A 13,936-nucleotide genomic window follows, 5' to 3' on the forward strand; every position below is an offset into this window, starting at 1 on the left:
CGCCGAAGGGCCCGGCCTCAGGAGAGGCCGGGCCCTTCGGTGAGGCGGTCAGGCCTTGCGGAGGCGGAAGACGAGGGCGAGGGAGTCGTCCTCGAAGGGGGCGCCGTAGGAGTCGTCGGCCTCCCCCTGCCCGTGGTCCGTGGCGAGGACCTCGTCCGCGATGAGGCCCGCGTGGGCCGTCAGCGCCTCGACGGTCTCCGGGGACGCGGAGGTCCACCGCAGCGCGATGCGGTCCGCGACGTCCAGGCCGCTGTTCTTGCGGGCCTCCTGGATCAGGCGGATGGCGTCGCGCGCGAGGCCCGCCTTGCGGAGCTCGGGGGTGATCTCCAGGTCGAGGGCGACCGTCGCGCCGGCGTCGGAGGCGACCGACCAGCCTTCGCGCGGGGTCTCGGTGATGATGATCTCCTCGGGGGTGACGGTGATGTCCTCCCCGTTCACCGAGAGGGTCGCCTCGCCGGAGCGCAGGGCGAGCGACAGTGCCGCCGCGTCCGCCGCGGACACCGCCTTGGCGACGTCCTGGACGCCCTTGCCGAAGCGCTTGCCGAGGGCGCGGAAGTTCGCCTTGGCCGTCGTGTCGACGAGGGAGCCGCCGACCTCGGAGAGGGAGGCGAGGGAGGAGACGTTCAGCTCCTCCGTGATCTGGGCCTGGAGCGCCGGCGACAGCGCGGCGAAGCCCGTCGCCGCGACCAGCGCGCGGGACAGCGGCTGGCGGGTCTTGACGCCGGACTCGGCGCGGGTCGCCCGGCCGAGCTCGACCAGCCGGCGGACGAGGAGCATCTGCTCGGAGAGGGTCGGGTCGATCAGGGAGGCGTCGGCTTCCGGCCAGGTGGCCAGGTGGACGGACTCGGGCGCGTCGGCCGTGACGGGGACCACGAGGTCCTGCCAGACCCGCTCCGTGATGAACGGGGTCAGCGGGGCCATGAGGCGGGTGACCGTCTCGATGACGTCGTGGAGCGTGCGGAGCGCGGCCGCGTCGCCCTGCCAGAAGCGGCGGCGGGACCGGCGCACGTACCAGTTGGACAGGTCGTCGACGAAGGCCGAGAGGAGCTTGCCGGTCCGCTGGGTGTCGTACGACTCCATCGCTTCGGTGGCCTCGGTCACCAGGGTGTGGAGCTCGGAGAGGAGCCACTTGTCGAGGACGGAGCGGTCGGCCGGGGCCGGGTCCGCCTCCGAAGGCGCCCAGCCGGAGGTGCGGGCGTACAGCGCCTGGAAGGCGACCGTGTTCCAGTACGTCAGGAGGGTCTTGCGGACGACCTCCTGGATCGTTCCGTGGCCCACCCGGCGGGCCGCCCACGGCGAGCCGCCGGCCGCCATGAACCAGCGGACCGCGTCGGCGCCGTGCTGGTCCATCAGCGGGATGGGCTGGAGGATGTTGCCCAGGTGCTTGGACATCTTGCGGCCGTCCTCGGCGAGGATGTGGCCGAGGCAGACCACGTTCTCGTACGAGGACTTGTCGAAGACGAGCGTGCCGACGGCCATCAGCGTGTAGAACCAGCCGCGGGTCTGGTCGATCGCCTCGGAGATGAACTGCGCCGGGTAGCGGCTCTCGAACAGCTCCTTGTTCTGGTACGGGTACCCGTACTGCGCGAACGGCATCGAGCCCGAGTCGTACCAGGCGTCGATGACCTCCGGTACCCGGGTGGCCTCCAGGGAGCAGCCGTCCGCCGGGCAGGTGAAGGTCACCGCGTCGATGTACGGGCGGTGCGGGTCGAGCTCGGACTGGTCGGTGCCGGTCAGCTCGGTCAGCTCGGCGCGCGAGCCGACGCAGGTGAGGTGGCCCTCCTCGCAGCGCCAGATCGGCAGCGGGGTGCCCCAGTAGCGGTTCCGGGAGAGCGCCCAGTCGACGTTGTTGGTGAGCCAGTCGCCGAAGCGGCCGTGCTTGACCGAGTCGGGGAACCAGTTGGTCTTGTCGTTCTCCTGGAGCATGCGGTCCTTGACCGCGGTCGTGCGGATGTACCAGGACGGCTGCGCGTAGTAGAGCAGGGCCGTGTGGCAGCGCCAGCAGTGCGGGTAGCTGTGCTCGTACGCGATGTGCCGGAAGAGCAGGCCGCGGGCGTCCAGGTCGGCGGTGAGGGCCTCGTCGGCCTTCTTGAAGAAGACGCCGCCGACCAGCGGGACGCCCTCCTCGAAGGTGCCGTCGGGGCGGACCGGGTTCACGACCGGCAGGCCGTACGCCTTGCAGACCTTGAGGTCGTCCTCACCGAAGGCGGGGGACTGGTGGACCAGACCCGTGCCGTCCTCGGTGGTGACGTACTCGGCGTTGACGACGTAGTGCGCCTCGGCGGGGAACTCCACCAGCTCGAAGGGGCGCTGGTAGGTCCAGCGCTCCATCTCGGCGCCCGTGAAGGACTCGCCGGTGGTGACCCAGCCCTCGCCGAGGGCCTTCTCGACCAGCGGCTGGGCGACGACGACCCGCTCGTCGCCGTCGGTGGCGACCACGTAGGTGACCTCGGGGTGGGCGGCGACCGCGGTGTTGGACACCAGGGTCCAGGGGGTCGTCGTCCAGACCAGGAGCGCCGCCTTGCCGGCCAGCGGGCCGGAGGTCAGCGGGAAGCGGACGTAGACGGAGGGGTCGACGACCGTCTCGTAGCCCTGGGCCAGCTCGTGGTCGGAGAGGCCGGTGCCGCAGCGCGGGCACCAGGGGGCGACCCGGTGGTCCTGGACGAGGAGGTCCTTGTCGAAGATCTGCTTCAGGGACCACCAGACCGACTCGATGTACGAGGGGTCCATGGTGCGGTAGGCGTCGTCCAGGTCGACCCAGTAGCCCATGCGGGTCGTGAGGTCGGCGAAGGCGTCGGTGTGGCGGGTCACCGACTCGCGGCACTTCGCGTTGAACTCCGCGATGCCGTACTCCTCGATGTCCTTCTTGCCGGAGAAGCCGAGCTCCTTCTCGACCGCGAGCTCGACCGGCAGGCCGTGGCAGTCCCAGCCGGCCTTGCGGGCCACGTGGTAGCCGCGCATGGTGCGGAAGCGGGGGAAGACGTCCTTGAAGACGCGGGCCTCGATGTGGTGGGCGCCGGGCATGCCGTTCGCGGTGGGCGGGCCTTCGTAGAACACCCACTCGGGGCGTCCTTCGGACTGCTCCAGGGTCTTCGCGAAGACCTTGTTGTCGCGCCAGAAACCGAGCACGTCGTGCTCGAGCGCGGGCAGGTCGACCTGGGCGGGCACCTGGCGGTACTGCGGCGGTGTCATCGAGTTCCTCCGGCGGAAAGTCGTCGTTCCGTCGGAGGGACGAGAGCCCGGCTCCCGCGGTACCACCCTCCTTGGCCCCGGGCGCGCACGCCCTGAGCCCCCTCATTGGGGTCGCGACGCCGGGTCTAGTCACCGCGCTTTCCCGCGGCTTTCTTCCGACGGCTCCGGGGTGATGCTTCACATCGGGCTCGCCCCCGGGCTCTCACCGTCCCCGGGTCGCTCATGGCTGCGTACGACGCTACTCGTCCCCATCCAAGCCTTTCGCTGAGGCCAGTGTACGGGGCCCGGAGGAGGGCGGCAGACCGGTTTTCGCGTGACCCGAATGGCCATACGGGGCGGGTCGGAGTCGGGGTGCGGCCATGTGGGGGAGGGGCGGGACGGATAACCCGGCGGGGAGCTGGGCACAACGGAGGCAGGCCCGCCCTGCGGGGAGCGGGGGCGGGTGGGAACGGCGGCGTGCCCCGTTGCCGCGGGCCTTGGGCCGATTTATCGTCCCAGCACGATTCGCGAGCAAGATCACAAAATGTGAAGGGGCCGCGACATGGTGGCGAAGAAGACCGCCGCGAAGAGGGCCTCGACCGCCGGTTCCGCCGGTACGGCCGAGGCCGCCAAGGACGTGACCGGCAAGAAGTCGGCGGTCGCGACGAAGACGGCTGCCGGGAAGGCCGTCACCAAGAAGGCGGTCGCGAAGAAGGCGGCCACCGGGAAGACGGCCGTCGACGGGACGGACGCGGCGGCCCCCGCCCGCGAGCCCGCGGCCCCGGCCGACGAGGCCTCCGGCCGGAAGCCCGTGGCGAAGAAGGCGGCCGCCAGGAAGGCGCCCGCCGCGAAGAACCCGAAGAAGCAGACAGGAGCCAGGACGGTGGCAGCGAAGAAGACCGCGGGCGGCGTCACGACCGCCGGCAGCGAGGCCGCGGTGCCCCAGGCCCGCACCGGTGAGCTCGCGGTGCGTCCCGGGGAGGACCCCTGGACGCCGGAGGAGGTCGGCGAGGCCCGCAGCTCGCTCCAGGCGGAGGTCCTGCGGCTCCGCAGCGAGCTCGTCCACTCCAAGGAGGAGCTCACCGGCCTCATGCGGGACTCGGGTGACGGCGCGGGCGACGACCAGGCCGACACCGGCACCAAGAACATCACCAGGGAGCACGAGCTCGCCCTGGCCGCCAACGCGAGGGAGATGCTGGAGCAGACCGAGCACGCCCTGGAACGGCTCGACGCGGGCACGTACGGCCTCTGCGAGGTGTGCGGCAAGCCCATCGGCAAGGCGAGGATGCAGGCCTTCCCGCGGGCCACGCTCTGCGTCGAGGACAAGCAGCGGCAGGAGCGGCGTGGCTGACGATCTCGGCTGACGGTCTCGTACGCCTGTGCCGTACCCTCGGTGCACGGTCAGGCATCGAGGTCGAGGGACTCACTCACGTGGCAGAGGCGGAGCGCATCATCGGTACGCCGGATTCAGCAGGGGCCGAGGAGCCGGCCGCGTCCGACGAGACGGTCGCCTCCGAGGGAACGGCGGCCTCCGACGGGACGGCCGCTCCCGAGGAGCGGCCCCGGGGCAGGCGCCGGATCGTCGCGCTGTTCGTGGTGGCCCTGCTGGCCTACCTCCTGGACCTCGGCAGCAAGATGCTGGTGGTCGCCAAGCTGGAGGGCCACGAGCCGATCGACCTGATCGGGGACCTGCTGCGGCTGGACGCCATCCGGAACCCCGGTGCGGCGTTCGGCATGGGCGAGGCCTTCACGATCATCTTCACCTGCATCGCGGCCGCCGTGATCGTCGTGATCATCCGGCTGGCCCGGAAGCTCTACAGCCTGCCCTGGGCGATCGCGCTCGGCCTGCTGCTCGGCGGTGCGCTCGGCAACCTCACGGACCGGATCTTCCGCTCGCCGGGCGTCTTCGAGGGCGCGGTCGTCGACTTCATCGCCCCCGCGCACTTCGCCGTCTTCAACCTCGCCGACTCGGCGATCGTCTGCGGCGGCATCCTGATCGTCCTGCTGTCCTTCCGGGGCCTGGACCCGGACGGCACCGTCCACAAGGACTGAGCCCGACCCGTGCGGAAGACAGAGTGTCTTCCGCACAAGGCATACTCGACGGGTGAGTACGAGTCCCGAGATCCGCACGCTGCCCGTTCCCGATGGCCTGGAGGGCGAGCGCGTCGACGCCGCCATCGCCCGTATGTTCGGGTTCTCCCGTACGAAGGCGGCCGAGCTGGCCGCCACAGGGAAGGTCCAGGTCGACGGATCCGTCGTCGGCAAGTCCGAGCGGGTCAGCGGTGGCGCGTGGCTCGAGGTCGAGATGCCGGGCGCGGCCGCGCCCGTGCAGATCGTCGCCGAGCCCGTCGAGGGCATGGAGATCGTCCACGACGACGACGACATCGTCGTGATCATGAAGCCGGTCGGCGTCGCCGCGCACCCGAGCCCCGGCTGGACCGGCACCACGGTCATCGGCGGCCTCGCCGCCGCCGGGTACCGCATCTCCACCTCCGGCGCCGCCGAGCGCCAGGGCATCGTGCACCGCCTGGACGTCGGCACCTCCGGTCTGATGGTGGTCGCGAAGTCGGAGTACGCGTACACCTCGCTCAAGCGCCAGTTCAAGGAGCGCACGGTCGACAAGCGCTACAACGCGCTGGTCCAGGGCCACCCCGACCCGATGAGCGGCACCATCGACGCCCCGATCGGCCGGCACCCGAACCACGACTACAAGTGGGCGGTCACCGCCGAGGGCAAGCCCTCCGTCACGCACTACGACCTCATCGAGGCGTACCGGTCGGCGTCGCTGCTCGACATCAAGCTGGAGACGGGCCGCACCCACCAGATCCGGGTGCACATGTCCGCCCACCGCCACCCCTGCGTCGGCGACCTCACCTACGGCGCCGACCCGACGCTGGCCAAGCGCCTCGGCCTGACGCGGCAGTGGCTGCACGCGGTCCGGCTCGGCTTCGAGCACCCCGGGGACGGCTCGTGGGTCGAGTTCGCCAGCACGTACCCCGAGGACCTGCAGCGGGCCCTGGACCGGATCGCGGCGGAGAGCCAGTGACGGTCGGGTACTCCGTCCGCGAGGCGGCGGAGCCGGCCGACCGGGAGGCGTGCTTCGCGGTCCGTCGTGAGGTGTTCGTCGAGGAGCAGGGCGTTCCGCGGGAGCTGGAGTACGACGCGTACGACGCGACCGCGGTGCACGTCCTGGCCGTGCGGGCGGACGGTCTGCCGCTGGGCACGGGGCGTCTGCTGCACGGTGCGGACGCCGTCGGCAAGACGGGCGGGGACGCCTCGGTGGGTTCCCTCGGCCGGCTCGCGGTCGCGAAGGCGGCCCGCGGTCTCGGGATCGGCGCGGCGCTCGTGCTCGCCGTCGAGGACGTGGCCCGCGAGCGGGGCCTGACCGCCGTCGACCTGCACGCGCAGACCCACGCGCTGGGCTTCTACGAGCGGCTCGGCTACGCGGCGTACGGCCCCGAGTTCCCGGACGCGGGCATGCCGCACCGGGCCATGCGGAAGGCCCTGTGAGGACCGGCCCCCCGTAGCATCCGGCGCACCGGGAGCACGCAGGGGGCAATCGGCGTCAAAACGGACGTACGTGGCAGGGTGGGCCCGTGGATCAATTGGCCCTGTTGTTCTTGCTGCTGCTCGGCGCCCTGCTGACCGTGCCCCTCGGCGACCGGCTCGGGCTGCCCGCTCCGGTCCTGATGACGCTCGTCGGGATCGCGCTGGCGTTCCTGCCCTTCGTGCCGAGTGTGGAGGTCCCGCCGGAGTTCATCCTCCCGCTCGTGCTGCCGCCGCTGCTCTACGCCTCCGTGCAGCGGACCTCCTGGCGGCAGTTCGCGGCCAACAGGCGACCGATCTTCCTGCTCGCGGTCGCCCTGGTCTTCGTCACCACGGCCGCCGTCGGCGCGGTCGCGCACGTGCTGGTGCCCGGCCTGCCGCTGGCCGCCGCGATCGCCCTCGGAGCCCTCGTCGCCCCGCCGGACCCGGTCGCCGCGACCGCCGTGGCCGGCTCGCTCGGGCTGCCCCGCCGGCTGGTGTCGATCCTGGAGGGCGAGGGGCTCTTCAACGACGTCACCGCGATCGTGCTCTACCACGTGGCGATCGCCGCGGTCGTCAGCGGCTCCTTCTCCTGGCCCGAGGCGCTCGGCGAGTTCGTGCTGTCCGCCGTGGTCGCCGTCGCCGTCGGCCTGGCGCTCGGCTGGCTCTGCAACAAGCTGATCGGCGTCCTCGGGGACGCCACGCTGCAGACCGGCCTCACCCTCCTCGTCCCCTTCGTGAGCTACGTCCTCGCCGAGGAGCTGCACGGCTCCGGCGTGCTCGCCGTCCTGCTCACCGCGCTCTTCCTGGCCGAGCACGCGGCGGACGCCGACGACGTCATGGGCCGGCTCGCCGGGCAGACCTTCTGGCAGATCGTCGACACCCTCGTCACCGGCATCGCGTTCGGACTCATCGGCCTTGAGCTCATCCACGTCTTCGGCGTCGCGGAGGGGCGCGGGTGGGAGATGCTCGGCTGGGGCGCCGCCGTGGTCGGCGTGGTCGTCGGGGTCCGGCTCCTCTGGCTGCTGCCCGCCACCTGGCTGGCGAAGCGGCTGCACAACCTCCGGGACGTCGACGAGGAGATCCCGATGAGCTGGCGGGAGACCGTCGTCATGTGGTGGGCGGGGATGCGCGGGGTGGCCTCGGTGGCCCTCGCCCTCGCCATCCCGCTCCGCACCGACGACGGCGCGCCCTTCCCCGGCCGCGACGAGATCGTCTTCATCGCCTTCTGCGTGATCATCGCCACTCTCGTCTTCCAGGGCCTCACCCTGCCCGCTCTGGTCAAGCGGCTGGGCGTACGGGCCGACACGGACGCCGAGCGGGCGCTCGAACGCGACCTGGCGATCCGGGCCGCGAAGGCCGCCAGGCGCAGGCTCAAGGAGATCGAGGAGGTCGAGGAGCTGCCCGAGGAGGTCCAGGAGCGGCTGCTGCGCGGGGCGTACGACATCGGCGCCAGGATCAGCCCCGACATGGTCGACGAGGAGCGGCGGGCCGCCTACGCGGCGCGCGTGGACCGTCTCAAGGCGGTGCAGCGGATCCAGCGGGAGCTGATGTCGGCCGCCCGGCACGAGGTCCTCTCGGCGCGCAGCGAGCCCGGTGCCGATCCCGAGGTGGTGGACCGGGTGCTGCGGCAGCTCGACGTGCGCAGCATGCGCTGAGGGGCGGCCCGTGGGCCGGGTGGCAGGATGGGACGCATGGACATCATGCTCTTCCACTCGGCCTACGGGCTGACCCCTTCCGTAGAGGCGGCCGCGGAGCGGCTCCGGGCCGCCGGGCACCAGGTCTGGACTCCGGACCTCTACGACGGGCGGACGGTGGGGACCGTCGAGGAGGGCGTGGCGCTCCGGGACGAGATCGGCAAGGACGAGCTGTTGAAGCGGGCGGTCCTGGCCGCCGCGCCCTACTCCGAGCGAGGCCTGGTCTACATGGGCCTGTCCCTCGGTGCCTCGATCGCGCAGACCCTGGCGCTGGGGGACGAGAAGGCGCGCGGGCTGCTGCTGTTCCACGGCACCTCGGACCTGGCCGAGTCCGCGTCGGTGGACGAGCTGCCCGTACAGCTGCACGTGGCCGAGCCCGACCCGTTCGAGACGGACGACTGGCTGTCCTCGTGGTACCTGCAGATGCGCAAGGCCGGGGCGGACGTGGAGATCTACCGCTACCGGGGCGCGGGGCACGTGTACACGGACCCGGAGCTGCCCGACTGGGACGAGGAGGCGGCCGACCGGACGTGGTCGGTGGCGCTGGCCTTCCTGGAGAGCCTGTAGGGCGTACGCGTGGCAAAGGGGTGTGGCCCCCGGGGAGGATCCCCGGGGGCCACACCTGTGTCCGGACGGTGCGTCAGCTCGCGCGGTACGCGGTCCAGGCGTCGGTCATCCGGGTCACCTGGCCCGCGGTGAACTGGTACATGCAGGCGTCGTAGGTGTAGTCCATGAAGTTGTGGATCGGGTCCACGCCCGCCTTGGAGGCGCAGGAGTCACGGCCGGTCGGGCACTCGTACGCCGGGCTCTTCTCGGCCGGGGTGTCGGCGACGTAGTCGCCGTTGCCCGTGCAGCCGCCCTGGAAGGTGTGGTACAGGCCCATCCAGTGGCCGACCTCGTGGGTGGCGGTGTCGCCCTCGTTGTAGTTCGCGGCCGAACCGCCCGGGAGCGAGGAGTCGAGGACGACGACGCCGTCCATGGACGGGTTGGAGTTGTACGAGGACGGGAAGGTCGCCCAGCCCAGGAGGCCGCCGCCGAGCTTGGCGGTGTAGAAGTTCAGCGCGCCGGCGCCGCCCTTGCGGAGGGTCTGCTTCATCTGCTTCTCGGCGGTGGAGCCGGAGGTCAGGTTGTACCAGGTGGCGTTGTCCGTGTAGTCGGTTGCGGCCAGCGTGAACTGGAAGTTGGTGTTCACGTTGCCGGTGCCCTGGCCCGCGTAGGCGGCGTTCAGGACGTTCAGCTGGTTCTGGATCTGGGTGGCGGAAAGCTTGCCCGTCGTGCCCGAGTGGATCACGTGGAAGTAGACGGGGATGTTCACCACGGCGGCCGCGTCGGCGGCGGCGCTGAGGCGGCCCTCGGAGCGGGCCGCGGCCAGCTTCTTCTTCAGGTCGTCGTCCATGGCCTTGGCCTTGGACGCCGTGACCTCGTTCGGCTCGGCGGCGTGGCTGTCGGCGCCGCGCTCCTTGCGGGCGCCGGACAGGGTCGCCGTGCCGTCCTCGCACTCCTCGGCGGACGCGCCGGCCAGGGTGGTGGCGGCGCCGGTGGCGACCGGGGCGGACAGCGGGGCCAGGGCCAGGGTTCCGGCCATGACGGCGGTGCCGAGCATCCGACGCGTCATACGCGGGGATATGCGGACAAGAGCACGCACGGTGACTCCTCGTGGGGGGTGGTGGGGGAGGTACTTCCTCGCCACGCCGGGGAGATTACGCGTCCATGTCAGCCATCGAAGAGGAGTGATCAAGCCCAATCATTCGAGGGGCAATTCGGGTCATCGGGAAGAAATTCTTGCGCCCGTTCCGGAGTTTGAGACCTCGACGTAACGAGCGGGGTGACGGAGGCGGGTGGTGTGTCCGGATTCGATCTCCGAAACTCGCCACCCGCCGTAGCGATGTGATCTCCCGTTAACAGAAGAGATCATGGCTGAAAATCGTCGTTGAGGTGTCGCCTAGCGAACCGGCTGGTACACCCGCTCGACACGTTGCGTTCCGGTGAGCGTCCGGTACGACCGCGCCCAGGCCGTCGTGGCGGCCGGATCCGTCTTGTCGGAGACCGTGTAGTAGTCCATCTGCGAGCGCTCGGCGGTCACGTCCAGCACTCCGTAGCCGTGGTGGTCCATGTCCACCCACTTCACATGGCGGTTGGCGGCCTTCACCGCGCCCGCGGCCACCACCGAGAGGGTCCCGGACGCCACGTGCAGGATGTCGTCCAGGTTGTCCGAGGTGACCGAGGTGACCACGAACTCGGTCGCGGCCGAGGCCGACAGCGGGTACGTCGCCGCCTTCACCGGCACGTCGTTGGCCCACGCCATGTGGATGTCGCCGGTCAGGAAGACCGTGTTGCGGATCCCCCGCGAGGTCAGGTGCGCGAGCAGCTCCTTGCGGTCGTCGGTGTAGCCGTCCCACTGGTCGACGTTGGCCGCGAGGCCCTCCTTCGGCAGCCCCATCAGTTCGGCCAGCGGCTCCAGGAGATACGCCGGGAGGGAGCCGAAGGCGACCGGCGAGATCATCACCGAGGTGCCGACCAGCTGCCAGGTCGCGTCCGAGCCGGCGAGGCCGGACTTCAGCCAGTCCAGCTGGGCCCGGCCGGTGATGCTCCGCTCCGGGTCGTCGACCGTGCCGCTGCCCGTCTTCGCCGGCGCGGAGCGGAAGGAGCGGAGGTCGAGCAGGTGCAGATCGGCCAGCTTGCCGAAGCGCAGCCGCCGGAAGACCGTGCCCTCCGTGGAGGTGCGGACCGGCATCCACTCGAAGTACGCCTGCTTGGCGGCGGCCACCCGGGCCGCCCACTCGCCCTCGGCGCCGGGGGTGTGGTTCTCGGCCCCGCCCGCCCAGGCGTCGTTGGCGAACTCGTGGTCGTCCCAGATGGCGATCACCGGGTGGGCCGCGTGCAGCGCCTGGAGGTCCGGGTCCGTCTTGTAGTGGCCGTGCCGGGTCCGGTAGTCGGCGAGCGAGACGATCTCGTGGCGCGGCTCGTGCTGCCGGACGACGTACTTCGCCTCCGGGTAGGCGCCGCTGGCGTACTCGTAGACGTAGTCGCCGAGATGGAGGATCGCGTCCAGGTCGGCGCGGCCGGCGAGGTGGCGGTACGCGGAGAAGTGGCCGGACTCCCAGTTCGCGCAGGAGACCACGCCGAAGCGCACGCCCGGGGCGGCGGCGTCGGCGGCCGGCGCCGTTCGGGTGCGGGCGGCGGGGGAGACGGCGGCGCCGGCGGTGAACCGGAACCAGTAGGCGGTGGCCGGGCGCAGGCCGCGCACGTCCGCCTTGACGGTGTGGTCGGCGGAGGCGCTCGCCGTGGTGGTGCCGGAGGCGACGACCCGGGCGAAGCCGCGGTCCTCGGCCAGTTCCCAGCCGACCTGGACGTCCGGGCCGAGGCCCGATCCGGGCACGGCCTCGGGGGAGGGGGTGACGCGCGTCCAGAGCAGGACGCCGTCGGGGAGCGGGTCGCCGGAGGCGACGCCGTGGAGGAAGGCGGGTGCCCCGGCGTCCGCGAGAGCCGGGGAGGCCGCGCCGAGGAGGGCGGGCGCCGCGACGGCGGTGACGGCCGCGGCCTTGACGACCGTACGGCGGGTGGGGGCAGGAGATATGAAACGACTGGTCACGGCCAGTCAGATTACTGACGGGTAGGCCTGTTGTGCAGGCGAAATCCGGAAGTTCACCGACTCGTCGCCCGTGGGGCCCGTCCGACGATCCCCCGCCCGGGGGCCGCCCGCCCGTCGCGCACGCTCGACAAGACGCCCCGCCCCCGGCCGAGGGGCCGGGGGCGGGGCGCGAGCGTCAGGCCTTGAGGGCGGCGTCGATCGCCGTGGTGAACTCGGCCGGGGTCATCGGCGGGTTGTCGCTGCCCGCCACCGTCACCGGCTTGCCGTCCATCTTCAGGGTCGGGGTGCCCGTCACCCCGCTCGCGTCGAAGGCCGCGGACATCTTCATCGCCCAGGCGTCGAAGGTGCCGTCCTCCACGTGCTTCTTGAACGCGGCGTTGCCCTTGAGCGCCGGCACCGAGTCCGCCACCTCCAGGAGGTAGGAGTCCTTGGCGAACTTGTCGTCGTTCTCCTCCGGGTGGAAGTCCGCCGAGTAGAGCGCGGCCTTGTACTTCAGGAAGGCCTCGGGGCTGACGTCCAGCGCCGCGCCGAGCGCCGAGAGGGCGTTCTTCGAGCCCTCGCCCGGAGCGGCGTTGTCGATGAAGGTGGCACCGACGTACTTGATCTTGTACTTGCCGGCCTCGACGTCCTTCTCGACCGTGGCGCCCACCGACTGCTCGAAGGTCGCGCAGACCGGGCAGCGCGAGTCCTCGTACAGCTCCAGCGTCTTCTTCGCGGACGACTTGCCGATGACGACCGTCGTGCCGTTCGCGCCCGAGGTGTTCTTCGGGGCCGTGACGGACTTCGCGTCCGCCGCGGCCTCCCACTGGGACGGCTTGTTGGACTGCACCACCGCGTAGCCGATGCCGCCGGCGGCGGCCAGGACGGCCACGGCCGAGACGCCGACGACGAGCTGCCGGCGCGCCCGGTCCTTCTTCGCCTGGCGCTCGCGCTCGACGCGCAGCCGCTCGCGGGCGGCGGCCTTGTTGGACTGGCTGTTGCGTGCACTCATGATCGTGATCTCCGTGAAAGAGGGGAAGGCAGGGGGAACCGCGGGACTCGCTCAGACGAGGGCGAGGCCCGGGCGCGGCGGTCCCCGCCGCCCCACGGAGTGCACGAGGAGCCGGGTGCGGGAGGGCTGCGGCCGGTCCGAGGGCCGCGCGGCGCGCCGGGGCGCCGGACCACCCGCACGGAAGAAGGCCGCCACCAGGAGCAGCGGGCGGAACGCGAAGGCCGCCACCGCCCCGGCCAGCCGGGCCAGCGCCCGCTCCCCGCCGCGCAGCCAGCACGCCGCCGACACCCCGACGCCCAGGTGGGCCAGGAGCAGCAGCCACGGCAGCGCCGGGTCGGGGGAGGCGAGCAGGGCGGCCGCGCCCCCGCCCTCGGGCGTCACCACGCCGGGCAGAGGGGTCCCCACGGCGCCGCCGCAGAAGACCTCCACGCCCACCGCCCGCAGCGAACCGGCGACCGGGCCGCCGGCCGGGCCGTAACAGACCGCCTGACCGCTGGTGAAGAGCGTGTCGGCCGCCAGCTCCAGCGGGACGAGGAGCCCGGCGATCGGGCCGAGGCCGCGCTCGCGGCCGGCCAGCGCGTACGCCACCGCGAAGACGGCGACCGCCACGGGGACGACCGTCCCCAGCGGCAGCGGAACGCCCGAGAGCAGCACGTGGGACGCCACGGACAGCGTCACGACCAGTGCCGTGAAGAACGCCGCCCGCAGCGTCCTCAGCTGCGTCCCTGCCATGTCCATCGTCGTGGAGTGTGTCACGGGGGGCCGTAAGAGGTCCCTAAGGACAAGCTGTGGACCGCCCCGCCCGCCCCTAGGGCCTGTCTGAAAAATCCCGTCGGGTCCGGCCCGCCCGGCACGCACGCTCCGAACGACCCGGCCTGATCCGACGCGAATTGTCAGACAGGCCCTAGTCTTCTGAGTCAGGAATTCTGTTCAGATATGAGGCGAGGCGTTCGAGGATCT

At 71.7% G+C, this 13,936-nt stretch carries 11 protein-coding genes; 6 read left to right on the forward strand and 5 right to left on the reverse strand.

Features of this window, described 5'->3' with window-relative positions:
* Positions 1–48: 48 nt before the first annotated feature.
* Positions 49–3,192: an isoleucine--tRNA ligase gene (gene ileS, locus OO54_RS14965; RefSeq protein ID WP_033203346.1), complete on the reverse strand. Its 3,144-nt coding sequence runs from the start codon at positions 3,190–3,192 to the stop codon at positions 49–51.
* A 541-nt stretch (positions 3,193–3,733) separates the two neighbouring features.
* Here ileS and OO54_RS14970 point away from each other — a divergent pair.
* The 6 genes from OO54_RS14970 to OO54_RS14995 all read left to right on the forward strand — a co-directional run bounded on the left by OO54_RS14970 (position 3,734) and on the right by OO54_RS14995 (position 8,960).
* A complete protein-coding gene (locus tag OO54_RS14970; RefSeq protein ID WP_033203347.1) occupies positions 3,734–4,522 on the forward strand; it encodes a TraR/DksA family transcriptional regulator in 789 nt (262 codons plus the stop codon).
* An 80-nt stretch (positions 4,523–4,602) separates the two neighbouring features.
* A complete protein-coding gene (gene lspA, locus OO54_RS14975) occupies positions 4,603–5,223 on the forward strand; it encodes a signal peptidase II (protein WP_033203348.1) in 621 nt (206 codons plus the stop codon).
* A gap of 52 nt (positions 5,224–5,275) precedes the next feature.
* Positions 5,276–6,217, forward strand: coding sequence for an RluA family pseudouridine synthase (locus OO54_RS14980; protein ID WP_033203349.1), 942 nt, complete (start codon positions 5,276–5,278; stop codon positions 6,215–6,217).
* Positions 6,214–6,681, forward strand: coding sequence for a GNAT family N-acetyltransferase (locus tag OO54_RS14985; protein WP_033203350.1), 468 nt, complete (start codon positions 6,214–6,216; stop codon positions 6,679–6,681). The genes OO54_RS14980 and OO54_RS14985 overlap by 4 nt, the downstream gene beginning before the upstream one ends.
* An 86-nt stretch (positions 6,682–6,767) precedes the next feature.
* Positions 6,768–8,354, forward strand: a complete 1,587-nt coding sequence (locus OO54_RS14990) for a Na+/H+ antiporter (RefSeq protein ID WP_017238783.1) — start codon at positions 6,768–6,770, stop codon at positions 8,352–8,354.
* Between the two features lie 36 nt (positions 8,355–8,390).
* Entirely contained in the window at positions 8,391–8,960 is a 570-nt protein-coding gene (locus OO54_RS14995; protein WP_033203351.1) for a dienelactone hydrolase family protein, read from the forward strand.
* Between the two features lie 73 nt (positions 8,961–9,033).
* Here OO54_RS14995 and OO54_RS15000 read toward each other — a convergent pair whose 3' ends face one another.
* The 4 genes from OO54_RS15000 to OO54_RS15015 all read right to left on the reverse strand — a co-directional run bounded on the left by OO54_RS15000 (position 9,034) and on the right by OO54_RS15015 (position 13,714).
* Positions 9,034–9,996, reverse strand: a complete 963-nt coding sequence (locus OO54_RS15000) for a zinc metalloprotease (protein ID WP_051786954.1) — start codon at positions 9,994–9,996, stop codon at positions 9,034–9,036.
* 339 nt (positions 9,997–10,335) lie between these two features.
* Entirely contained in the window at positions 10,336–11,985 is a 1,650-nt protein-coding gene (locus OO54_RS15005) for an alkaline phosphatase D family protein (protein WP_033203353.1), read from the reverse strand.
* Between the two features lie 175 nt (positions 11,986–12,160).
* Positions 12,161–12,976 carry a DsbA family protein gene (locus OO54_RS15010; RefSeq protein ID WP_033203354.1) on the reverse strand — a complete coding sequence of 272 codons (816 nt, stop codon included), beginning with the start codon at positions 12,974–12,976 and terminating at the stop codon, positions 12,161–12,163.
* 51 nt (positions 12,977–13,027) lie between these two features.
* Positions 13,028–13,714, reverse strand: coding sequence for a hypothetical protein (locus OO54_RS15015; protein WP_033203355.1), 687 nt, complete (start codon positions 13,712–13,714; stop codon positions 13,028–13,030).
* Positions 13,715–13,936: the final 222 nt, after the last annotated feature.

The sequence above is a fragment of the Streptomyces wedmorensis genome (genome assembly GCF_000716445.1).
Lineage (GTDB): Bacteria > Actinomycetota > Actinomycetes > Streptomycetales > Streptomycetaceae > Streptomyces > Streptomyces wedmorensis.